The sequence below is a fragment of the Agromyces subbeticus DSM 16689 genome, from assembly GCF_000421565.1.
Classification (GTDB): Bacteria; Actinomycetota; Actinomycetes; order Actinomycetales; family Microbacteriaceae; genus Agromyces; species Agromyces subbeticus.
In genome coordinates, this window is the sequence record NZ_ATXG01000005.1 from 133,956 (window position 1) to 154,486 (window position 20,531).

Annotated in this window: 16 protein-coding genes; 4 read left to right on the forward strand and 12 right to left on the reverse strand. The window is 69.4% G+C overall.

The features are described from left to right. Window positions 1-84 precede the first annotated feature (84 nt). Both H521_RS0109625 and H521_RS0109630 read left to right on the forward strand, forming a co-directional pair. On the forward strand, window positions 85-897 hold the full coding sequence (locus H521_RS0109625) for an enoyl-CoA hydratase/isomerase family protein (protein ID WP_022892812.1): 813 nt from the start codon (window positions 85-87) through the stop codon (window positions 895-897). Beyond that, a complete protein-coding gene (locus H521_RS0109630; RefSeq protein WP_022892813.1) occupies window positions 881-1,378 on the forward strand; it encodes a CinA family protein in 498 nt (165 codons plus the stop codon). The genes H521_RS0109625 and H521_RS0109630 overlap by 17 nt, the downstream gene beginning before the upstream one ends. Window positions 1,379-1,407: 29 nt before the next feature. On the opposite strand, the gene H521_RS25015 is transcribed toward H521_RS0109630, so the two are convergent. The 11 genes from H521_RS25015 to H521_RS0109690 form a co-directional block, all read right to left on the reverse strand. Further along, on the reverse strand, window positions 1,408-4,308 hold the full coding sequence (locus tag H521_RS25015; protein ID WP_022892814.1) for a discoidin domain-containing protein: 2,901 nt from the start codon (window positions 4,306-4,308) through the stop codon (window positions 1,408-1,410). Between the two features lie 73 nt (window positions 4,309-4,381). After that, complete coding sequence (locus H521_RS25020) at window positions 4,382-7,156, reverse strand: glycoside hydrolase domain-containing protein (RefSeq protein WP_169513979.1); 2,775 nt, start codon at window positions 7,154-7,156, stop codon at window positions 4,382-4,384. A 397-nt stretch (window positions 7,157-7,553) separates the two neighbouring features. Beyond that, window positions 7,554-9,047, reverse strand: a complete 1,494-nt coding sequence (locus tag H521_RS0109650; RefSeq protein WP_022892816.1) for a CoA-acylating methylmalonate-semialdehyde dehydrogenase — start codon at window positions 9,045-9,047, stop codon at window positions 7,554-7,556. Window position 9,048: 1 nt separating this feature from the next. Beyond that, window positions 9,049-10,380, reverse strand: a complete 1,332-nt coding sequence (locus H521_RS0109655) for an aspartate aminotransferase family protein (RefSeq protein ID WP_022892817.1) — start codon at window positions 10,378-10,380, stop codon at window positions 9,049-9,051. 80 nt (window positions 10,381-10,460) lie between these two features. Beyond that, entirely contained in the window at window positions 10,461-11,624 is a 1,164-nt protein-coding gene (locus H521_RS0109660) for an ABC transporter substrate-binding protein (protein WP_022892818.1), read from the reverse strand. Further along, a complete protein-coding gene (locus H521_RS22610) occupies window positions 11,621-12,460 on the reverse strand; it encodes an ABC transporter permease (protein WP_022892819.1) in 840 nt (279 codons plus the stop codon). Before H521_RS22610 ends, H521_RS0109660 begins: the two co-directional genes overlap by 4 nt. Then, window positions 12,460-13,299, reverse strand: coding sequence for an ABC transporter ATP-binding protein (locus H521_RS22615; protein ID WP_022892820.1), 840 nt, complete (start codon window positions 13,297-13,299; stop codon window positions 12,460-12,462). The genes H521_RS22610 and H521_RS22615 overlap by 1 nt, the downstream gene beginning before the upstream one ends. Next, the gene (locus H521_RS22620; RefSeq protein ID WP_022892821.1) at window positions 13,296-14,285 is read right to left on the reverse strand and encodes an ABC transporter permease; all 990 of its coding nucleotides are present in this window, start codon (window positions 14,283-14,285) and stop codon (window positions 13,296-13,298) included. The genes H521_RS22615 and H521_RS22620 overlap by 4 nt, the downstream gene beginning before the upstream one ends. Continuing rightward, the gene (locus tag H521_RS0109680) at window positions 14,282-15,298 is read right to left on the reverse strand and encodes a TIGR03842 family LLM class F420-dependent oxidoreductase (RefSeq protein WP_022892822.1); all 1,017 of its coding nucleotides are present in this window, start codon (window positions 15,296-15,298) and stop codon (window positions 14,282-14,284) included. Before H521_RS0109680 ends, H521_RS22620 begins: the two co-directional genes overlap by 4 nt. A gap of 31 nt (window positions 15,299-15,329) precedes the next feature. Then, complete coding sequence (hydA, locus tag H521_RS0109685; protein ID WP_022892823.1) at window positions 15,330-16,793, reverse strand: dihydropyrimidinase; 1,464 nt, start codon at window positions 16,791-16,793, stop codon at window positions 15,330-15,332. Window positions 16,794-16,822: 29 nt separating this feature from the next. Beyond that, window positions 16,823-17,671, reverse strand: a complete 849-nt coding sequence (locus H521_RS0109690) for a nitrilase-related carbon-nitrogen hydrolase (RefSeq protein WP_022892824.1) — start codon at window positions 17,669-17,671, stop codon at window positions 16,823-16,825. 134 nt (window positions 17,672-17,805) lie between these two features. Between H521_RS0109690 and H521_RS0109700 the strand changes: the two genes are divergently transcribed. Then, window positions 17,806-19,245 (forward strand): aminotransferase-like domain-containing protein, encoded by a 1,440-nt coding sequence (locus H521_RS0109700; RefSeq protein ID WP_245560965.1) that lies wholly within the window; start codon window positions 17,806-17,808, stop codon window positions 19,243-19,245. A gap of 21 nt (window positions 19,246-19,266) precedes the next feature. Here the strand turns inward: H521_RS0109700 and H521_RS0109705 are convergent, their stop codons facing one another. Beyond that, window positions 19,267-20,025, reverse strand: coding sequence for a DeoR/GlpR family DNA-binding transcription regulator (locus H521_RS0109705; protein ID WP_022892827.1), 759 nt, complete (start codon window positions 20,023-20,025; stop codon window positions 19,267-19,269). 49 nt (window positions 20,026-20,074) lie between these two features. Here H521_RS0109705 and H521_RS0109710 point away from each other — a divergent pair, with 49 nt between their 5' ends. Further along, on the forward strand, window positions 20,075-20,485 hold the full coding sequence (locus tag H521_RS0109710) for a hypothetical protein (protein ID WP_040424392.1): 411 nt from the start codon (window positions 20,075-20,077) through the stop codon (window positions 20,483-20,485). The last annotated feature ends 46 nt before the right edge of the window (window positions 20,486-20,531 follow it).

The following is a 20,531-nucleotide window of genomic DNA, read 5'->3' on the forward strand; positions in this document are numbered from 1 at the left end:
CTGGAGTGCTTCGGCGGCTCGTCCTCCATGCCGCAAAGGGTCGTCGGAGCCTCGATCCGCGACGGCGAAGTAGACTCCACGTTCATGAGCGATGACGCGATCCTGTTCGAGGTGACCGACGGGCTCGCCCGGGTGACGCTCAACCGACCGGCCCGGCTGAACGCCGTCGATCCCGATGCGATCGCCCGCTGGCAGTCGCTCGCGCACGAGATCGCCGAGCGCGACGACATCGGCGCTGTGCTCTTCGACGCGAACGGCCGGGCCTTCTGCGCGGGCGGCGACGTCATCGCGATGTCGCAGCTCGCCGCGGGCGAAGCCGATGCCGGCGCGGTCATCACGGGCCTCGCCGACCGCATCCACGACGGGCACCGCACGCTGCGCGAGAGCGCGAAGCCGATCGTCGCGGCGGTGCAGGGCCCGGTTGCGGGCGGCGGTCTCGGCTTCATGCTCGTCGCCGACCTCATCGTCGCCTCAGAGCGGGCGACCTTCGCAAGCAGATATGCGGATGTCGCGCTGACGCCCGACTGCGGCGTCAGCACGCTGCTGCCCGAGGCGATCGGCACGCGACGCGCGCTCGAACTGACCCTCACGTCACGCACCCTGTCGGCCGCCGAGGCACTCGAGTGGGGACTCGTGACCGAGGTGGTCGCGGCGGAGGCGCTCGCGGCTCGCGCGCGGCAGATCGCCGAGTCGTGGCTGCTCGGAGCGACCGGCGCGTTCGGGCAAGCGAAGCGGCTCGTGCGCTCGGGCCTCGAGCGCCCCTTCGCCGAGGCGCTCGACGACGAGGCCCGCACGATCGGTGCGGCGTTCGAAAGCCCGCAGGCGCAGGCCGCGATCGCCGCGTTCGGAGCGAGGGCCGCCGCCTCGAAGGAGGCCGCAGATGCAGGATCCCGCTGACGAGTTCGCCGCGATCGCGAGCGAGATCGCCGAGCGCGCACAGGCTGCCGGCATTCGCGTCGCGACAGCGGAGTCGCTGACGAGCGGGGCGATCGCCAACGCCCTCGGCGCGGCACCGGACGCCTCGGAGTGGTTCACGGGCGGCGTCGTGGCCTACGCCGAGTCGGTCAAGCGCGACGTGCTCGGCGTCACGGCCGCCTCCATCACCTCGCGGGAGTGCGCGCGCGAACTCGCCACGGGAGTCGCCCGCCTGCTCGACGCCGAGGCCGCCGTGTCGGTCACGGGTGTCGGCGGCCCCGAGCCCGAGGGCGATGAGCCCGCCGGAAGCGTGTACGCCGCGGTCGCGGTGCGCGGCGACATCCGTGATGCGCATTTCTCGTTCAGCGCCGACGACCCGTCGGTCGTCGTGCACCAGACGGTGCGCGCCGCGCTCGAGCTGCTGCGTGACGCGCTCCCCGAGCTCGAGGCCCGGGGAGCGTGATCACCGCCGCGACATCCGCTACGCCGTCGTCAGCCGCATGACCGGGCATCGTAGGGCACAGCCGTGGTGAACGACACCGCGTGTCCGTCGACCTGCGCCGTCGCCGCCACGTCGACCTCGCCGGCCGGCAGCGCAGCCAGTCGCGTCGAGAAGGCGTGGAACGCGCTCTTCCCCGCATCCACGGCGGTGAACGACTTCGTGCCGTAGTCGGTCGTGATCGCGATGTCGAGCGGCAGCGATTCGCCGTTCAGCGCCCGCACCGAGAGCGACGCCTTGCCGCCGATGCACCGGCTCGTCACCGAGGCCTCGACGTTCAGCTCGGGCGCCGCCGCGACAGCGACGACGCCGTGTCCCGAGACCGGGATGCCGCCGACCGTCGCGCGGTAGTCGACGCGCAGTTCGCCCTGGCCGTCGAGCACGATCGGCCCGGAGGCATCCGCCCAGTCGCCGTCGTTCACCCGGTACTCGATGCCCGAGGCCGCGCCGGCACTACCGCTCGCCACGACCGTCACAGTCGGCGGCGTCGCGTACGAGCCGTCGGGTCCGTCGGGCTCCGCGGGCGATATCTGCGCCGTGATCGCCGCCTCAGGCCCGGCCGACGACGGGATCGACAGTTCGAACAGGCTGAGGTACGGGCTCAGGTTCTTCGCGGTGATCGTGACGCGCAGGTGCCTCGCGGTGACCGGGTCGAAGGTGAGCGCGTCGGTTCGTGCGCCGGCGGCCATGCCGGTGCGAGTGGCCACCGGGCTCCAGGTCTGCCCGTCGTTCGACGCCTCGACGGTGTAGTCCTTCGCCGAGGCGCCCTCCCACTTCAGCGAGAGTTCGCCGAAGCGTTGCGCCGACCCGAGGTCGACCGCGATCCAAGGCTGAGCGCTGTAGTCGGCGGACCAGCGGGTGGCATCGTTGCCGTCGATGGCGAGGCTCGCCGGGAACGAGGCGGCCTCGACGCCCGAGGCCATGGCCGTCGCGCCGGTCGTGAGCGGCGCCGGGCTGAAGACCGACATGCGCCAGGCGGCGATGTCTCCGTCGCCGGCGCGGATGTCGCGGACGGCGACGTATCGCGCCGGCAGGCCGGCGAGGTCGAAGGTGCCGGTCGCACCGTCGACGTCGTCGGCGGCGTGCTGCCAGAACCGCCCGTCGGTCGAGACGTGCACGTCGTAGCTCGCCGGCGTGGCCCCGGCCCAGTCGATCTCGAGTCGACCGGTCGGCGCCGACGCGCCGACGTCGATGACCACGTCGGCGGTTGGCTCGGACGTCGACCAGCGGGTGAGCGAACGCCCATCTGTGAGCGCCGACGGCGAGGTGCCCTCGGTGCTCGACGAGGCGGTCACGACGGCGCCGAGGGAACGCTCGCCTGCGGCGGCTGCGCCGTTGCCCTGGTCGATCGTCGTGAGTCCGGGGGCCGCACCGATGCGGCGCTGCAGCGAGGTGAAGTCGCCGTAGCTCAGCGTCGGCGTCGTCGACTTCCAGGTCTTCTGGGCGATCACCGGGAACGAGTCGCGCATGAGACCGTGCACGTCGAGCTCGGTGTACTCGCGATGCACCAGGTCGTTCCAGACGGCGAACATCGCTCCCTTCGGTGTGCCGGCCGGCACGACCTCGGCGCTGCCGAGCTTGTTCGGCAGCCAGGAGTTGTAGAGCGACGAGTTGTTCAGCCCGTTGCCGTGATAGTAGTTCGCGAACGGCACGACGTAGAGATCGCCGTCGTTCGTGTTGATGAACTCGTAGCCGTCGGAGAGCGCCGAGGCCATGCCGTACCAGCCGTTGTTCCACGCGTTGATCGTCACGTCGCGGTCGTAGCCGGCGGCGGAGCCGTGCATCACGGTCATGCTGCCCCACGCGCGCGGCTGCTTGCCGAGGCCCCTGATGTGCTCGGCCATGGTGTTGAAGAAGGTGCGGTAGTCGTCCTTGCCGTCACGCGGGTACTCGTCGGTGCCCATGTGCACGTCGGGCCCCTCGAACCACGGCGTGAACTCGTCGAAGACGGCCTTGATCGTCTCGGTCGACTCGGGCTTCGAGAGGTCGAGGTGGTCGGAGTCGCCGCCGTCGAACCCGATCTCGGGCTTCCACCTGATGAACGAGCGCGAGTGCGCGGGCGCGTCGATCTCGGGGATGATCGTGACGGCGTGGGCCGCAGCGGCATCCTCGAAGCTCTGCCAGTCGGCCCGGTCGTAGGCGCCGTCTTCGGAAGCGAGTCCTGCGAAGACCGGGTTGTCGGACTTCAGCCGGAACCCGTCGTACGCGTCGACCCAGCCGCCGGCCGGTCGCTGGATCTCGTTGTCGTTCAAGTGGATCTGGAACTCGTTGAGCTTGTACCAGCTCATCATCGTGATGTAGTCGCGAACGAACTCGGGCGTGAAGAAGCGTCGCCCGACGTCGAGCATGAACCCGCGCACCTCGTGGTTCGGCCAGTCGATGCTCTGACCGATCGGCAGTTCGGCGCGCCCCGGCGACTGCAGCAGGGCCTGCAGCACGGTGCGGGTGCCGTAGAACGCGCCATCCGTGTTCGGGGCGGCGATCTCGACGCCGTCGGCGGTGATCGTCAGGCGGTAGCCCTCGGTGCGGAACAGCTCTCCGCCGGCCTCGTGCGCGAGCGACTCGTCGTAGTCGAGCACGAGGTCGCCCGCGGCCGGAGCACCCTCGGCGACCTCGGCCACCTCCACGGCGATGCCGGTGGTCGCCTCGAGGTCGGCGGCGAACTGCGTCGCGACCTCCGCGAGTTCGGGGTCGGCGACGATGCGGCTCGAACCGTCGAGCGTGAAGGCGCCGGTGCCGCCGGTCCAGGTCTGCAACTCGGGGATGATGCGCGGGGCCGGATTGTCGGCGGCATGAGCCGCGACCGGCACGAGCGTCGAGACGATCACGCCCGCGCCCAGCAGCAGGGCGGCCACGGCGCGGCCCCCGGTGTTCGAACGACCTCTGATGCTCATGTTCTCTCCTTCGAGATGCTGGGGATCCCGGGTTCACCGGGAATGCCGGGGTCGCCGGGAACGTCGCGTGCGCTCAGTTCGAGCAGGACTTCGCCGCGAACGTCGCGGTGCTGGTCGACGAGGTCTCCGACCCGTCGATCGTCGCGACCGCGTCGATCGTGACGGTCCCCTCGGGAATGCTCGCCGAGCGGGTCGTGAACACGTGGGTCGCGTTCTTGCCGGCCGCGACGGTCGCGAACGACTTGCTGCCGAACGTCGACGTGAACGTGATCGACATCGGTACGGCCTCGTCGTTCCTGGCCGTGACGGCGAGCACGGCCTTCGAGCCGATGCAGCGCGCCTGCGCGGTCGCCGTCAGCTCGAGCGGGTTCCGCGCCTCGAGGAACTCCCGCGTGACCTGCTCGAGTGCGGCCTCGAGTCGATCCACCTCGGCCGGGATGTCGACGTCGCCCGGGTCGATGACGCCGCCGAACGGGTCCTTCTTCACCCCGGGGTTGCCCATCGCCAGCAGCGCCGTCTTCAGCTCGGCGGCCGCCTCGGGCGACTGCTCGCTCAGCCGGCGCACCTTCTCGGCATCCCGGATGCCCTCGTTCATGCGCTCCCAGCGCACCGACGAGACGTTGCCGGGGTACACCTGCGCGGTGTCGCCCGATTCCCAGGTCTTGAAGTCGGTGGTCGCGAACGGATCGGCGACGAAGCTGTCGTACGCCCAGCGCAGGTAGCCGTCGGAGTCGGTCGCGACGGTCTTCCACTGGGTCCACGCGGCCTCGGCGAGGTTCGAGCGGATGAACGTGTTCGGGTAGATGCCGACGCAGTAGTAGATGCTCGTGATGAGGCCGAGTTCGCGGCGGTGCTTCATCGTCGCCTCGAAGACCTCGTCGCCGACGAGCACGTGATCCGACGAGACCGAGATCTTGTCGATGCGGTCGAGCCGCGGGTCGGTGAGGCTGTTGTAGTTCATCGCGGCGCCGACCTTGAGGCCCGGGGCGTGGGCATCGATGAGGTCGACCGCGTACATGAGGTCGCCGAGCGCACGTTCGTCCATCGCCATGTAGGTGCGGTCGAACCAACCCTTCTCCTGCAGGTGCGGCCCGAACGCCTCGAGGAAGGCGCTCCACATCTCGGTCCAGATCGCCGAGCCGACCGGCACGCTCGCCGTGATCTTCTGCCCGGTCGCGGCGTCGAGGTACTGCACCTTGCTGGCCCAGTTCACCATCGAGTACGCGTCGATCTGGCCGTCGATTCCGACCTCGTCCATCATGAACGTCACCCACTGGTCGAACACGGTGAAGTCGAATGCCCACGTGCCGTCGGTCTTCTTGGTCCACTTCACCATCGACCCGTACGGGTCGTAGGTCTGCGAGGCCCAGGGGTCGTTGACGACCGTCGCCGTGATGACGTCCTGACCGGCGTCGCGCAGGCGCTGGTAGTGCGGCAGCATCGCGTCGAAGTGCGCGCGCGTCCAGAGCTGGTTCGCCGGGATGCCGGAGACGCGAGCCACGGCGTAGGGGTTCTGCCAGAGGTCGATGAACTGGTCCCAGTCGCCCGCAGCCGGGAGCTCGAGGTCGAGCACCTCGAGTCCGAGGTCGAACGTGATGCGCTCGCCCTGGTCGTCGACCACGACGACTTCGCCCGTGTATTGGCCGGCTGCGGCATCCGCCGGTACGTCGACGATCAGCCAGAGCGGCTGCACGGTGTGCGCGACGACGTCGACGCTCGCGACGGTCGACAGCACGTCGGGGATCGGCTCCTGGGGCTTGCCGAGCGACGGGCGGCCCCGGCCCGCCATGACCGCGTCCACGAAGTTCACGTCGAGACCGTTCGCATCGAGTGCGACGCCGGATGCCCCCACGAGCGTGGCGCTCTCGACGCGCACGCCGGTCTTCGCCTCGGCGCCCGTCCAGAGCACGAACTGCCCGCTGACGCGGTCGTTCCGCCACGCCGTGTCGCTCCATTCGGTACCCGTCATGCCGATGACGTCGCTAAGGTACTTGCGGCGGTAGTCGTCGAAGTACTTCGTGGTCGTGTAGTGGAAGTTCGTCTCGCCGACGGCGCCGCTCAGCGTCGTCGGAGCGGCCGTCACCGTGACGTCACGGGAGGTCGTGAACCCGCCGTCGACCGTGGTGGCGGTGATCGTCGCGGTTCCCGCGGCGACCGCCGTGACGTAGCCCGTCGCGCTCACGGTCGCCACCGACTCGGCGGACGACGACCAGCGCAGCGAGGCGTCGGTCGCTCCGGCCGGCACGACGGATGCCTCGAGCTGCCGCGTCGCGGATTCGACGAGCTCGATCGGCGATTCGTCCATCTCGACGCCGGTGACGGGCACGCGCTGGGCGATGACCTCGGCGAAGTCGATCTGGCCGTCGGCACGGGAGGCCGCCGCGTTCTTCTCGCCCGTGAGCCGGAGCTTCACGGTGTGGGTTCCGGTCGGCAGGGCGCCGGTGTCGAAGAGGAGCTGTTTGAACGAGCGGGTGGGGGCGTAGGCGTCGACGACGACCTCCGTGCCGTCGTCGACCGAGATCGCGTACTTGCCGTGCGGCACGTCCTTGATGCCGAAGAGCCGAGCCTGCTCGCCGGTGAACGTGAAGGTGAACGCCGAGCGATCAGCGCTCTTGGCCCAGTGTTCAGTGCCGGCGTTCCACTTCGCGAGGTCGAGCCCCGTGCCCGCGTTCCAGCCCGCGCCGAACTCGAACCGGTTGGTGCCGCTCGTCGTGGAATCGTCGACGATCACGGTCGCGGGCTCGGCGGTCGCTGCGCCGGGCACGGCAATCAGCGCCAACGGCACCGCGAGCCCGACCGCGACGAGCATCGCCACTTTCCGACGGAGTGATCCAAGGGAGGCTGACATGCCGTTCCTTCCGGGTTGACGAATGCTCATCGACAATGACTTGTACTGATCGAATCTGGCCGAAGCGCGCAGGTTCTTTCAGTTTTGCCCGAGCATGTCGCATCGATGAAACGTCGTCAAGAGTCAGATTCGGCGCCAGCGAGCGCCGTTGCATCAACATTCTGGGAATGATCAACCCCACTGAGCGCGGAGGCATCGAGGCCGTTGCGCGCAATCTCGCCGTGCACGCCTCCGGCCCGCCACGCTCGCCCGTTCGACGCCCGCGCAACGCGCAGCGGCCGTGCACGCTCTGCTCATCTTGCCGCGTTGCATGCGACGACGAAATCAGGTGGTCGACGCCAGTTCAGGACGAAACCGGCGGCCACGTCCTGATCAGCGAACGTTCTCCTGATGGCGTTCAGTCGTGCTGCGGAAACCCCAGGTTCAGCCCGCCGTGGCTCGGGTCGAGCCAGCGCGACGTCACCGCCTTCTCCTGCGTGAAGAAGTCGAAGCCGCGCGGACCGTAGGCCTTGGCGTCGCCGAAGAGCGAGTCCTTCCAACCGCCGAACGAGTGGTACGCGACCGGCACCGGAATCGGCACGTTGATGCCGATCATGCCCACGGTCACCTCGCGTTGGAAGCGCCGCGCGGCCCCGCCGTCGTTCGTGAAGATCGCCGTGCCGTTGCCGTAGGGCGAGGCGTTGATCACATCGAGGCCCGCCTGATAGCCGTCGACCCGCACGATCGAGAGCACCGGCCCGAAGATCTCGTCGCGATAGACGGATGACTCGAGCGGCACTTTGTCGACGAGGGTCGGGCCGAGCCAGAACCCGTCGGCGTCCCCGTCGATCTCGACCGAGCGGCCGTCGACCACGACGGTCGCACCATCGGATGCCGCGACATCCAGGTAGCCGACGACCTTGTCGCGGTGCTCGCGGGTGATGAGCGGCCCCATGTCGCAGCCACGGGTGCCGTCGCCGGTGGTGAGCCGCGACATCCGCTCGCTGATCTTCGTCACGAGCTCGTCGGCGACCGTGTCGACCGCGAGCACGACCGAGACGGCCATGCAGCGCTCCCCCGCCGAACCGAAGCCGGCGTTGACGGCGGCGTCGGCCGCGAGGTCGAGGTCGGCGTCGGGTAGCACGAGCATGTGGTTCTTCGCACCGCCGAGCGCCTGCACACGCTTGCCGTTGGCCGTGGCGGTCGCATAGATGTACTTCGCGATCGGCGTCGATCCGACGAACGAGATCGAACGCACGACGGGGTGCTCGAGCAGCGCGTCGACGGCCACCTTGTCGCCGTGCACGACGTTCAGCACGCCGTCGGGCAGGCCGGCCTCCTGCATGAGCCGAGCGAGCCAGATCGCGGCCGACGGATCCTTCTCGGAGGGCTTCAGCACGACCGTGTTGCCGGTCGCGATCGCGAGCGGGAAGAACCACAGCGGCACCATCGCCGGAAAGTTGAACGGGCTGATGATGCCGACGACGCCCACGGGCTGCTTCGTCGAGTAGACGTCGATGCCGGTCGACACGTTCTCGGAGTACTCGCCCTTCGTGTAGCCCGGCATCGCGCAGGCGAACTCGACGACCTCGAGTCCGCGGGCGATCTCGCCCGCGGCATCCGACAGCACCTTGCCGTGCTCACTCGTGAGAATGGCGGCGAGCTCTCCGCTGCGCGCGTTGAGCAGCTCGCGGAACGCGAACATCACCTGCTGGCGCTTCGCGATCGAGGTGTCGCGCCAGCCGGGGAAGGCCCGAGCGGCCGCCTGCACGGCGGTGTCGACATCCGCGGTCGAGGCGAAGTGCACGCGTTTCTGCTCGGTGCCGAGGGCCGGGTTGTAGACGGGCCCACTGCGGCTCGGGTCGCCGGCGAGGGATACCCCGTCGATCCAGTGCTCGATGAACTCGGTCATTTCAGTTCTCTCCTTCGAGTGCGGTGCCGAGCACCTCGTCGTACGCGGCCACGGCTTCGGCGACCTCGTCGGCCGTGACCACGCAGGGCGGCACGACATGGATGCGGTTGTCCTGCACGAACGGCAGCACGCCCCGTTCGATGAGGGCCGACTTGATGCGGCCCATCGCCGCTGCGGGCAGCGGTTCTCGCGTGCCGCGGTCGGCGACGAGTTCCATCGCCCAGAACACGCCCTCGCCGCGCACCTCGCCGATCACCTCATGGCGATCGGCGAGATCGGCGAGCGCCGGCGCGATGACCGTGTCGCCGATGTCGCGGGCGTTGTCGACGATGGCTTCTGACGCCATCGCGTCGAGCGTCGCGACGATCGAGGCCATCGCGAGCGGATGCCCCGAATAGGTGAGTCCGCCCGGGAAGACCCGATCGTCGAACGTCGCCGCGATGGGCTCGTCGATGATGACGCCGCCCGCGGGCACGTAGCCCGAGTTCACGCCCTTCGCGAAGGTGATGAGGTCGGGCCGCACGTCGTGGCCGTCGAACGCGAACCACCGGCCGGTGCGGCCGAACCCGCACATCACCTCGTCGAGGATGAGCAGGATGCCGTGCCGGTCGCACAGCTCACGCACCCCCGCAAGGTAGCCCGGCGGCGGCACGAGCACGCCCGCGGTGCCGGGGATCGTTTCGAGCAGCACGGCCGCGATCGACGACGGCCCCTCGGCCTCGATCACGCGGCGCAGGTGCTGCAGGGCGCGCTCGCCCTCTTGCTCGGGGGTCTCGGCCCAGAACTCCGAACGGTAGAGGTACGGGCCGAAGAAGTGCACGTGGCCACGGGCGAACTCGTTCGGCACCCGCCGCCAGTCGCCCGTCGCGACCACCGCGGCGCCCGTATTGCCGTGGTACGAGCGGTAGGTCGAGAGGATCTTGTCGCGCCCGGTGTGCAACCGCGCCATCCGGATGGCGTTCTCGTTGGCGTCGGCTCCGCCGTTGGTGAAGAACACCCGGCGGAACCCTGAGGGCGCGTGGGCAACGATGCGCTTCGCCGCCTCGCCGCGGGCGAGGTTCACGGTTGACGGCGCGATCGTCGTGAGCAGCTCTGCCTGCTCGCGGATCGCCTGCACGACGGATGGGTGCTGGTGGCCGATGTTGACGTTCACGAGCTGGCTCGAGAAGTCGAGGTACTCGCGGCCGGCGTGATCCCACACCCGGGCCCCGCGCCCGCTCGCGATCACGAGGCTCGACGGATTGGCCTGCGCCGACCAGGAGTGGAAGACGTGCTCGCGATCGAGCTCGCGCGCCCGCTCGTCGAGGCTGTCGGTGAGGGTGGTGTCGGTCATGGCGACGCTGCCTTTCTGTCGAGTGGATGCCGCGTGGCCGGCCGGGACTCGCCGGCCACGCGGCATCCGTTGCCTGGTGCCTAGTTGCCGCCTTCGGCGAGTTCGACGTCGATGGGCTTGAAGCTCTCGCCCGTGACGTCGACGCCGTCGGCCTTCAGCTCGTCGAGCGCCTGCGTGATCCACTCGTTCGACCACGCCGTCGCCGGCGGCTCTTCGGTGATCGGGCTCGCACCCGATTCGTTGACGGCCGACAGTGCTCCGGCGACGGTCGCGTCCCACGCGGCCTCGTCGATCATGCCGATGCCGTCAGGCGAGGGCCAGATGAGCTTGTTGGTCTCGTTGACCATCCAGAGCTCGTGGCTCGGCCCCCAGCCGGAGCCCTCGGCGATCGTGATCTCCGATGCCTGCTCGGGGTTCTCGGCCGCATAGATCCAGCCCTTGATGACGGCCTTGAGGAACGCGACCGTCGTCTCCTGGTACGCCTCGTCGCTCTCGAGCCGCTCGGTGTCGGCCCAGATCGCGTCCTGCAGCATGGCGCCGACCGTGTCTTGATACGAGATGACGTTGAAGTCCTCGGCCTGGTAGAGCTCGCCCGTGTCGGGGTTCGGCGTCTCGAGCAACTGCGCGTACTCGTTGTAGGTCATCGCCTGGGCCGCGTCGATGTCGCCCTGCAGGAAGGCGTTCATGTTGAAGTCCTGCGTGATGATCTGCACCGTCGAGGAGTCGAGCCCCTCGGCGGCCATCGCCGCGAAGATCTCCCACTCGTTGCCGAAGCCCCACGAGCCGATCTTCTTGCCCTCGAAGTCGGCGACCGAGTCGATGCCCGAGTCGGCCCACGAGACCTGCAGGGTGCCCGACTTCTGGAAGATCTGGGCGATGTTCGTGAGGTTCGCGCCCTGCTCGATCGAGCCGAGCACCTTCGGCACCCAGGCGATCGCGTAGTCGACGTCGCCGTTGGCGAGCGCGTCTTGGGGCACGATGTCGCCGCCCGAGGGGATGATCTCGACGTCCAGCCCCTCCTCTTCGAAGAAGCCCTGGTCGACGGCGGCGAAGTAGCCGGCGAACTGGCCCTGCGGCAGCCACTGGAGCTGGAGCTTCACCGAGGTGAGATCGCCCCCGTCGCCGCCGTCTGCGGCATCGCCGCCTGACCCGTCGCCCGATGCCGAGCAGGCCGTGAGGACGAGCGCCGCCGAGATGGCGAGCGCGCCGCCGATCGTCGCGAAGCGACGTCTGCTGTGGTTCATGTCGGTCCTTTCGTAGTGCGGTGCGGTGCGGTGGTGGAGGGAGCGCGACGCTGCAGCAGCCGTTCGAGGCCGAGCGTTGCGAGGTAGAAGAGCAGGCCGAGGGCGATGGATGCCACGACGTAGGCCCAGGCCCGCGCGTAGGCGCTCGAGGCGGCCGACGTCGAGATGAGCCCGCCGAGGCCGCCGCGCGGGCCGCCGAAGTACTCGGCGACGAGTGCGGAGATCACCGCGAGCGACGAGGCGATGCGGATGCCGGTGAGGATGAACGGCCTGGCAGTGGGCAGCGTGAGCGTGCGCAACACTTGGCCGGAGCTCGCGGCGTACGCCTTCATGAGGTCGCGGTGCACGGGCGTCGTCTGGCGGAAGCCCCGCAGCGTGTTGATGAAGACCGGCACGAACGAGGCGAGCGCGGCGATCGCCTGGCGCCCGAACTGGCTGTCGGCCCCGAACATCGAGTTCAGCACCGGCGCGAGCGCCACGATGGGGATGACCGCGAGCGAGGCCACGACCGGCGCGCTCATCTGGTCGATGCCGCGCCACCTCGCGGCGAGCGCGGCGAGCGCGATGCCGAGCACCGAGCCGACGATGAGGCCGAGCAGCGCGTTCGTGCCGGTGAGCAGCGTCGCCTGCACGACCGAGGGCCAGTAGGCCACGAGCTCCTCGACGATCGAGGCGGGGCTCGGCAGCAGGTAGTCGCTCACGCCGACGACGCTCACGAGGAACTGCCACACGCCGAGCACGATGAGCCCGACGGCGATCGGCGCGACGATGCGCAGCGTCGTCTCGGTGCGCGGACTCATGCCGCGTTGCGCCGAACCCGCGGTGACGGCCGACATCAGCGGTTCTCCACTCCGCGCGCGCCCGTGGCGATCGGCGAGCCGCCGTGCAGCGCCTCGCGCACGGCCGTGACCATCTCGAAGAAGCCGCGCTCCTCGCGGAGTTCTTCGGTGCGCGCCGCACGCTGCGCGTCGACGCCGAGTCGCATCGGCACGATCTGCTGGATGCGTCCGGGCCGCGGCGACATCACGACCACCCGGTCGGAGAGGAACACCGCCTCGGGGATCGAGTGCGTGACGAAGACCACGGCCGCGCCCGTCTCGGCCGAGATGCGCACGAGCTCGGTCTGCATCTTCTCGCGCGTCATCTCGTCGAGCGCGCCGAACGGTTCGTCCATGAGCAGCAGCCGCGGCTGCTCGGCGAGCGCGCGGGCGATCGCCACGCGTTGCTGCATGCCGCCCGAGAGCTGGTCGGGGTAGCGGTCGGCGAAGTCCGAGAGCCCCACCATGTCGAGCAGCTCGGTGACGCGAGCGCTTCGAGCAGCGGATGCTACGCCGTGCAGCTCGAGCGGCAGAGCCACGTTACCCGCGACCGTTCGCCACGGCAGCAGGCCGGCCTGCTGGAACGCGATGCCGTACTCCTGGTCGAGGCGCGCCGTTCTCGGGGTCTTGCCGAAGACCGAGATCGTGCCGCCCGTGGGCTCGTCGAGGTCTGCGACGAGCCGCATCAGGGTCGACTTGCCGCATCCGCTCGGACCGATGAGCGAGACGAACTCCCCGGCGGCGACGGTCAGGTCGATCGAGTCGAGCGCCTGCACCTGCCCCGTGCGGGTCTCGAACACCTTGTCGACGCCGTTGATCTCGACCGCCGTCATCTGCACGCCCTGCTCCTGCGTCATGCGCTCTCCTCGGTTCGTCGGTAGTTCTTGAGCATCACGCCGAGCAGGGCGACCGAGCCGGCTGCCACGAGGCCGAGCACGATTGAGCCGAAGATCGGGCCCCACGCCTTCGCCGGGTCGCCGGACGCCTGCCCCGCGAACTGGATGAGGATGCGCCCGATGCCGCCCTGCAGCCCGGTCGACACCTCGGCGACCACGGCACCGATCACGGCGTTCGCCGCTCCGAGCCGCAGCGCGGGCAGCAGGTACGGCACGGCCGCCGGCATCCGGAGCTTGACGAGGGTCTGCCAGTAGCCGGCCGCATACGTCTGCATGAGTTCCTCGTGGATGCGATCGGGCGATTGCAGCCCCTTGAGCGCCCCGATCGCGATCGGGAAGAACGCGAGATAGCTCGCGATGAGCGCGACCGACATCCAGTCCTGCCACTCGAACGCGCCGATCTCGACCCGCGATCCCCAGCTCTTCACGACCGGTGCGAAGGCGATGAGCGGCACCGTCTGGCTGATCACGATCCACGGCAGCAGTCCCCACTCGGCGAGCCGCCACCGCTGCATGATGAGCGCGAAGCCGATGCCGACGACGACGCCAACGAGCCATCCGGCCGCGGCGATGCCGAGCGTCGTGAGTGCCGCGAGCGCGACGACGGCCCAAAGCGGCAGCGCGTCGTCGGCGCGCGTGACGGGCTCGCCGAGCCGGGCGAGCATCTCCCAGATGTGCGGCATCGCGAGGTCGGTCGTGCGCGGCAGCACTCGGGTCTCGCCGAGCACGACGCCGTCGGCGGGGCCGATGGCCTTGTAGCCCTCCCAGAGCAGTGCGACGACGAGGATGCCGGCGAGGCCCCAGCCCCAGCGAGCGAGCTCTCGCCGAGGGGCGGAGTTGTTCGCCGGTCGAGTAGGCGCGGAGCGCCGTATCGAGACCTCCGGAGCTGCCTCACGAGATCTCGATACGGCCCCGGGGGGCCTACTCGACCGGCGGGTGTCGGTCATGCCTTCGCCGTGACGTGCTCGCTGAGCGCCGGGATCACGGTCTCGCCGTAGACCCGCAGCGTCTCCTCTTTATTGTCGTGCTGGAGGTAGCCGGCGAACTGGTCGACGCCGAGCTCCGCGAGCGCCTGCAGCTTCTCGATGTGCTGCTCGGCGGTGCCGAGCACGCAGAACCGGTCGACGATCTCATCGGGCACGAAGCTCGTGTGCGTGTTGCCCGCGCGGCCGTGCTCGTTGTAGTCGTAGCCCTCGCGGGACGCGATGTAGTCGGTGAGCGCGTCGGGCACCGTGCCGTGCGAGCCGTACTTCGCGACGATGTCGGCGACGTGGTTACCCACCATGCCGCCGAACCAGCGCGACTGCTCGCGCATGTGCGCCACGTCGTCGCCGATGTACATGGGTGCTGCCACACAGAACTTCACCGACATCGGGTCGCGCCCGGCGGCCTCGGCCGCGTTGCGCACCGTCGTGATCATCCACTTGGCGATGTCGAGGTCGGCGAGCTGCAGGATGAAGCCGTCGCCCACCTCGCCCGCGACCTTGAGCGCCATCGGGCCGTAGGCCGCGACCCACACCTCGAGCTCGGAGCCGCGGCTCCACGGGAACTGGATCGTCGAGCCGTGGTACTCGACCGGCCGTGAGTTCGCGAGCTCGCGGATCACGTGGATCGACTCCCGCAGCTCGGCGATCGTCGTGGGCTTGCCGTTGGTGACCCGCACGGCCGAGTCGCCGCGGCCGATGCCGCAGATCGTGCGGTTGCCGTACATCTCGTTGAGCGTCGCGAAGACCGATGCCGTCACCGTCCAGTCGCGCGTCGCCGGGTTGGTGACGAACGGACCGACCGTGATCTTGCGGGTCTCGGCGAGGATCTGGCTGTAGATGACGTACGGCTCCTGCCAGAGGATGTGCGAGTCGAACGTCCACACGTGCGAGAAGCCGTGGTTCTCCGCGAGCTTCGCGAGCTGCACGGTTCGCGATGCCGGTGGGTTGGTCTGCAGGACCGCTCCGAATTCCATCCGTGCTCCGTTCGATTCTGTGGTTGCCGCGTCAGATGAGGTACTGGCTGAGGCCGCGCTTGAGGAAGCGGCCGTCGCCCTTGGTGCCCAGGTACTCGTCGCCGTCAACGATGACCTTGCCCCGGGAGAGCACCGTGTCGACGTGGCCGTCGATCTCGTAGCCCTCCCACGCGGAGTGGTCCATGTTCATGTGGTGCGATCGGCCCGTAGGGGCGCCCGATGAGTCGAGCCCGACGCCGATCGACGTGTGTCCATTCGGGTCGTAGACCACGAGATCGGCGTCGGCGCCCGGCTGGATGACGCCCTTCTGCCCGTACAGCCCGAACATGCGCGCCGGTGTCGTCGACGTGAGCTCGACCCAGCGTTCGAGCGTGATCTCGCCCGTCACGACGCCCTGGTACATGAGGTCCATGCGGTGCTCGATCGAGCCGATGCCGTTCGGGATCTTGCGGAAGTCGCCTCGGCCGAGCTCCTTCTGGTCTTTCATGCAGAACGGGCAGTGGTCGGTCGACACCATCTGCAGGTCGTTCGTGCGCAACGCCTGCCACATCGAGTCCTGATGCCCCTCGGCCCGGCTGCGCAGCGGCGTGGAGCACACCCACTTGGCGCCCTCGAACGCACCCCACTCGTCGCTCTTCGCGCCGAGCTGGTCTTCGAGCGAGAGGTAGAGGTACTGGGGGCAGGTCTCGCCGTAGACGTTCTGCCCCTTGTCGCGCGCCCACGCGAGCTGCTCGACGGCCTGCTTGGCCGACACGTGCACGACGTAGAGCGGGGCGCCGGTGAGCTTCGCGAGCATGATCGCCCGGTGCGTGGCCTCCTCCTCCATTTCCCAAGCGCGCGCGACGCCGTGATAGAAGGGATCGGTCTTGCCCTGCTCGACGAGCTGTGCGGCGAGCACGTCGATCGCCGGGCCGTTCTCGGCGTGCATCATGGTGAGCATGCCCGTGTCGCGCGAGACCTGCATGGCTTTCAAGATCTGTGCGTCGTCGGAGTAGAAGACGCCCGGGTAGGCCATGAAGAGCTTGAAGCTCGTGATGCCCTCATCGGGCAGCTTCGCGAGCGAGGCGAGGGATGCCTCGTTGACGTCGCCGACGATCTGGTGGAACGCGTAATCGATGGCGCAGTTGCCAGAGGCCTTCTCGTGCCACGCGGCGAGGCCGTCTTCGATGCGCTGCCCGTAGGTCTGCACCGCGAAGTCGACGATCGAGGTCGTGCCGCCCCATGCGGCCGCCCGGGTGCCGGTCTCGAAGGTGTCGATCGCGGCGGTGCCGCCGAAGGGCAGCTCCATGTGGGTGTGGGCGTCGATGCCGCCGGGAATGACGTACTTGCCGGTTGCGTCGATCACCCGGTCGACGGATGCCGCGACATCCGTGCCCAGAATGGTGCTGCCGGGCTCGAGCACCGCCCGGATCGTCTCGCCGTCGACGAGCACGTCGGCCGGGGCCCGGCCCGTCGCGCTCACGACGGTGCCGCCAGTGATGAGGGTGGTGGTCATGTGCTTGGCTCCCTGAGCTTGTCGAAGGGCTACGGCTTCGCGATCTGGGTGTACGAGTCGGGGCGGCGGTCGCGGTAGAACTGCCAGTCGTCGCGCATCTGCTGCACCATGTCGAGGTCGAGGTCGCGCACGAGCACCTCTTCGTGCTCGCTCGACCCGCGATCGCCGACGAAGTTGCCGCGCGGGTCGATCACCTGGCTCGTGCCGTAGAAGTCGACGGCGAGGTCGCCGTACTCGTTGTCTTCGCGGCCGACGCGGTTCGGCTGCAGCACGAAGTACCCGTTCGCCACCGCCGCGGCCGGGCCCTCGACCTCCCACAGGCGGTTCGAGAGTCCGGGCTTCGTGGCATTGGGGTTGAAGACCATGTGCGCGTCGTTCAGGCCGAGCTCGCGCCAGCCCTCTGGGAAGTGCCGGTCGTAGCAGATGTACATGCCGACCCGGCCGACGGCGGTGTCGAAGACCGGGTACCCGAGGTTGCCGGGCCGGAAGTAGAACTTCTCCCAGAATCGGTCGAGGTGCGGCAGGTGGTGCTTCCGATACGTGCCGAGAATCGAGCCATCGGCATCGACGAGCACCGAGGAGTTGTAGTAGACACCGGTCTGCGCTTCTTCGTAGATCGGTAGCACCATGACCGTGCCGAGCTCTTTCGCGAGGTCGGCGAAGCGCTGCACGATGGGCCCATCGGCCGGCTCGGCGTAGCGGTAGTACTTCTGGTCTTGGGTGATGCCGAAGTACGGGCCGTAGAAGAGCTCTTGGAAGCAGACGACTTGCGAGCCCTGCGCCGCGGCATCCCGCGCGAACTGCTCGTGCTTGTCGAGCATCGACTCTTTGTCGCCGGTCCAGGTCGTCTGCGTGATGGCCGCTCGGACGATCGTCATGGTGCCTCCTACGTCGGTCGGCTTCGTTGCCGTCGCCGTTCTGTTATTCTTCGGCGTGAACATTTCTCTTGTGTTTCACACTGTGACGTTGTGGTTACTTATCCTGTCCCTTGCGGCGTGAGGAGGCAATGGTCGTGTCAGGTATTCATGTGAATGCTCGCCACACGCCCGGTGCACGACTCGACGCCGCCACCCTTCTCGCGGTCGCCGAGTTCCCCGATGCGAGCCCTCGCGGCATCGCGGGGGTCATCGCCCGACTCGTGAACTCCGGTGAACTCGGCACGGGCTCGCGCCTGCCGACCGTGCGCGAACTCGCCGGCGCCCTCGGCGTGAGCCCGGCCACGGTGAGCCAGGCGTGGCAGGCGCTCTCGCGCGCCGGCCTCATCGAGTCGCGTGGCCGCGCCGGCAGCTTCGTGCGGCCGCTCTCGCAGGGCTGGCTCGCCCCGCGCATGCGCGGCATGGCCGCCCCCAACGACCCCGTACGGCTCGATCTCTCGCGCGGCACGCCCGACCCGCTCTTGCTGCCCGCGCTCGGCCCGGCGCTCTCACGCGTCTCGCCGCACGCCGAGACGGGCAGCTACCAGGCCGAGCCGGTGATTCCGGCACTCGCGACGGTGCTCGCCGACTCCTGGCCCTCGGAGGTCGACACCATCATGGTCGTCGACGGCGCGTTCGACGCGATCACGCGCACGCTCGAGCAGCTCGTGCGTTTCGGTGACCGGGTCGTCGTCGAGAGCCCCGGGTTCCCGCCGTTCCTCGACCTGCTCGACGTGCTCGGCGCCGAGGCGGTGCCTGTGCGGCTCGACGAGCAGGGCATGGTGCCCGAGGCGCTCGCCCGGGCACTGCACCGTCGCCCGGTCGCCGTGCTGCTGCAGCCGCGCGCGCAGAACCCCACCGGCGCCTCGATGAACGCCGAGCGAGCCGCGGCGCTCGCCCGCGTCATCCGCTCGGCCGACGGCGTCGACGATCTCGTCGTCATCGAAGACGACCACTCGGGCCTCATCTCGACCGAGGGCGACGTCACCCTCGGCACCTCGCTGCCGGGCAGGGTGGTGCACGTGCGCGGCTTCTCGAAGTCGCACGGCCCCGACCTGCGCATCGCGGCGCTCGGCGGCCCTCGAGATCTCGTCGAGCGGGTCGTGGCTCGGCGCATGCTCGGGCCCGGTTGGACCTCGCGCATGGTGCAGACGATCCTGCTCGACCTGCTCACCGGGCGCGCCTCGATCGATGCGGTTGCCGAGGCACGGCGTCAGTACGCCGCGCGTCAGCGCGCCCTCGGTGACGCGCTTCGCTCGCGCGGCGTCGAGGTCGCGCCGGCCGACGGCATCAACCTCTGGATGCCGGTGCTGAGCGAGCGCTCGGCGCTCGTGCAGCTCGCGGCCGCCGGCATCCGGGTCGCGGCTGGCACGCCGTTCCTGGCCGCATCCGACGCCGCGGACGCCGCGAACGGTGCCCGCGCCAGAGCTGACGGCGACTTCGTTCGGGTCACGGTCGGCATGCTGCGGGACGGTACCGACGAGATGGCGGATGCACTCGCCACCGCCGCGCACCACCTCGCCGCCGGCGGGTACTGACGGCGGTCTCGGCCCTGCAGCTCAGCGGGCGTCGACGAGCCGGGCCCCGGCGCGGGCGAGCTCACGCATCGCCGCGCTCTCGGGATCGGCGTCGGCGATGATTCCGGTCACCGCGTCGAGCGGCAGCACCCGGTAGGGGGATGCCGCGCCGATCTTCTCGATGCTCGCGAGCACGTAGGTCTCGGCAGCCGCGCCAGCGAGCGCTCGCTTCATCGCCGCCTCCTCGGCATCGCCCGTGGTGAGCGCCGCCTCGGCCTGCACTCCAGTGACGCCGAGGAAGAAGAGGTCGGCGCGCACGTCTCTCAGCGACTCGATCGCGAGGGCGCCGCTCGCCACCATCGAGTGCCGGAAGATCTTGCCGCCGATGAGCTGCAGCTCGATCTGCTCGTGTTCGGCGAGGGCGACGGCCACCGTCGGACTGTGCGTGATGACGGTCGCGCGGAACGTGCGCGGCAGTGCGTCGACGAGCGCGAGCGCCGTGGTGCCGCCGTCGAGCAGCACGGTGGCGCCGGGCTCGATGAGCCGCGCTGCGGCGGCCGCGACCCGGTGCTTGCTCGCCGGCTCGATGCGCGTGCGCGCGTCGTACGGTTCAATCGCCGGCGAGGCCGGGAGGGCGCCGCCGTAGACCCGCTGCAGGAGTCCGGTGGCGGCGAGCTCGCGCAGGTCGCGGCGGATCGTGTCTTCGGAGATGTCGAGCTCGCCCGCAATCTCGGCGGCCACGATGCGCCCGTCGCGGCGCAGCCGATCGAGCAACAGTTCACGGCGCTGTGCGGTCAACATGCACGTTCCTCCTTGGTTATTTACATTCTTGCACGTTATGGTGGGCGGCATGTCGAAACCACTGCTCATTCTCATCGCCGGCCCGTACCGATCCGGCACCGACGGCGACCCCGCCCGCATCGCCCGCAACCTCGAGCGACTCGAAGCCGCCTCCCTGCCCATCTACGAGCGCGGCCACGTGCCCATGATCGGCGAGTGGGTCGCGCTGCCCATTCTTCGCGTGGCGGCGGAAGCAGCGGTCGCAGCGCCGGATGCCGCGAGCGCGGGCACCTCGGGCGATGAGCCGCGCCCCGAGGGCGACGTGATGTACGCGACCGCCCACCGCCTACTGCAGCACTGCGACGCCGTGCTGCGGCTCGAGGGCGCCTCGCAGGGGGCCGACCAAGACGTGCGCATCGCCGAGGCCCGGGGCATCCCCGTCTACCGCTCGATCGACGAGATCCCCTCGATCGCCGCCTGACCTCCGCCTCGCCCCGCCCGCTCCGCTCGTGCTGCGCGGCCGTAGG

What these genes read in the sequence shown, in the direction of transcription:
- H521_RS0109655 (WP_022892817.1), bottom strand. Translation starts at nt 10,380, where the DNA reads ATGACCGACACCACCCTCACCGACAGCCTCGACGAGCGGGCGCGCGAG.
- H521_RS22610 (WP_022892819.1), bottom strand. Translation starts at nt 12,460, where the DNA reads ATGTCGGCCGTCACCGCGGGTTCGGCGCAACGCGGCATGAGTCCGCGC.
- H521_RS0109660 (WP_022892818.1), bottom strand. Translation starts at nt 11,624, where the DNA reads ATGAACCACAGCAGACGTCGCTTCGCGACGATCGGCGGCGCGCTCGCC.
- H521_RS0109690 (WP_022892824.1), bottom strand. Translation starts at nt 17,671, where the DNA reads ATGACGATCGTCCGAGCGGCCATCACGCAGACGACCTGGACCGGCGAC.
- H521_RS25015 (WP_022892814.1), bottom strand. Translation starts at nt 4,308, where the DNA reads ATGAGCATCAGAGGTCGTTCGAACACCGGGGGCCGCGCCGTGGCCGCC.
- H521_RS22615 (WP_022892820.1), bottom strand. Translation starts at nt 13,299, where the DNA reads ATGACGCAGGAGCAGGGCGTGCAGATGACGGCGGTCGAGATCAACGGC.
- H521_RS0109705 (WP_022892827.1), bottom strand. Translation starts at nt 20,025, where the DNA reads ATGTTGACCGCACAGCGCCGTGAACTGTTGCTCGATCGGCTGCGCCGC.
- H521_RS22620 (WP_022892821.1), bottom strand. Translation starts at nt 14,285, where the DNA reads ATGACCGACACCCGCCGGTCGAGTAGGCCCCCCGGGGCCGTATCGAGA.
- H521_RS0109650 (WP_022892816.1), bottom strand. Translation starts at nt 9,047, where the DNA reads ATGACCGAGTTCATCGAGCACTGGATCGACGGGGTATCCCTCGCCGGC.
- H521_RS0109680 (WP_022892822.1), bottom strand. Translation starts at nt 15,298, where the DNA reads ATGGAATTCGGAGCGGTCCTGCAGACCAACCCACCGGCATCGCGAACC.
- H521_RS0109630 (WP_022892813.1), top strand. Translation starts at nt 881, where the DNA reads ATGCAGGATCCCGCTGACGAGTTCGCCGCGATCGCGAGCGAGATCGCC.
- H521_RS0109710 (WP_040424392.1), top strand. Translation starts at nt 20,075, where the DNA reads ATGTCGAAACCACTGCTCATTCTCATCGCCGGCCCGTACCGATCCGGC.
- hydA (WP_022892823.1), bottom strand. Translation starts at nt 16,793, where the DNA reads ATGACCACCACCCTCATCACTGGCGGCACCGTCGTGAGCGCGACGGGC.
- H521_RS0109625 (WP_022892812.1), top strand. Translation starts at nt 85, where the DNA reads ATGAGCGATGACGCGATCCTGTTCGAGGTGACCGACGGGCTCGCCCGG.
- H521_RS25020 (WP_169513979.1), bottom strand. Translation starts at nt 7,156, where the DNA reads ATGTCAGCCTCCCTTGGATCACTCCGTCGGAAAGTGGCGATGCTCGTC.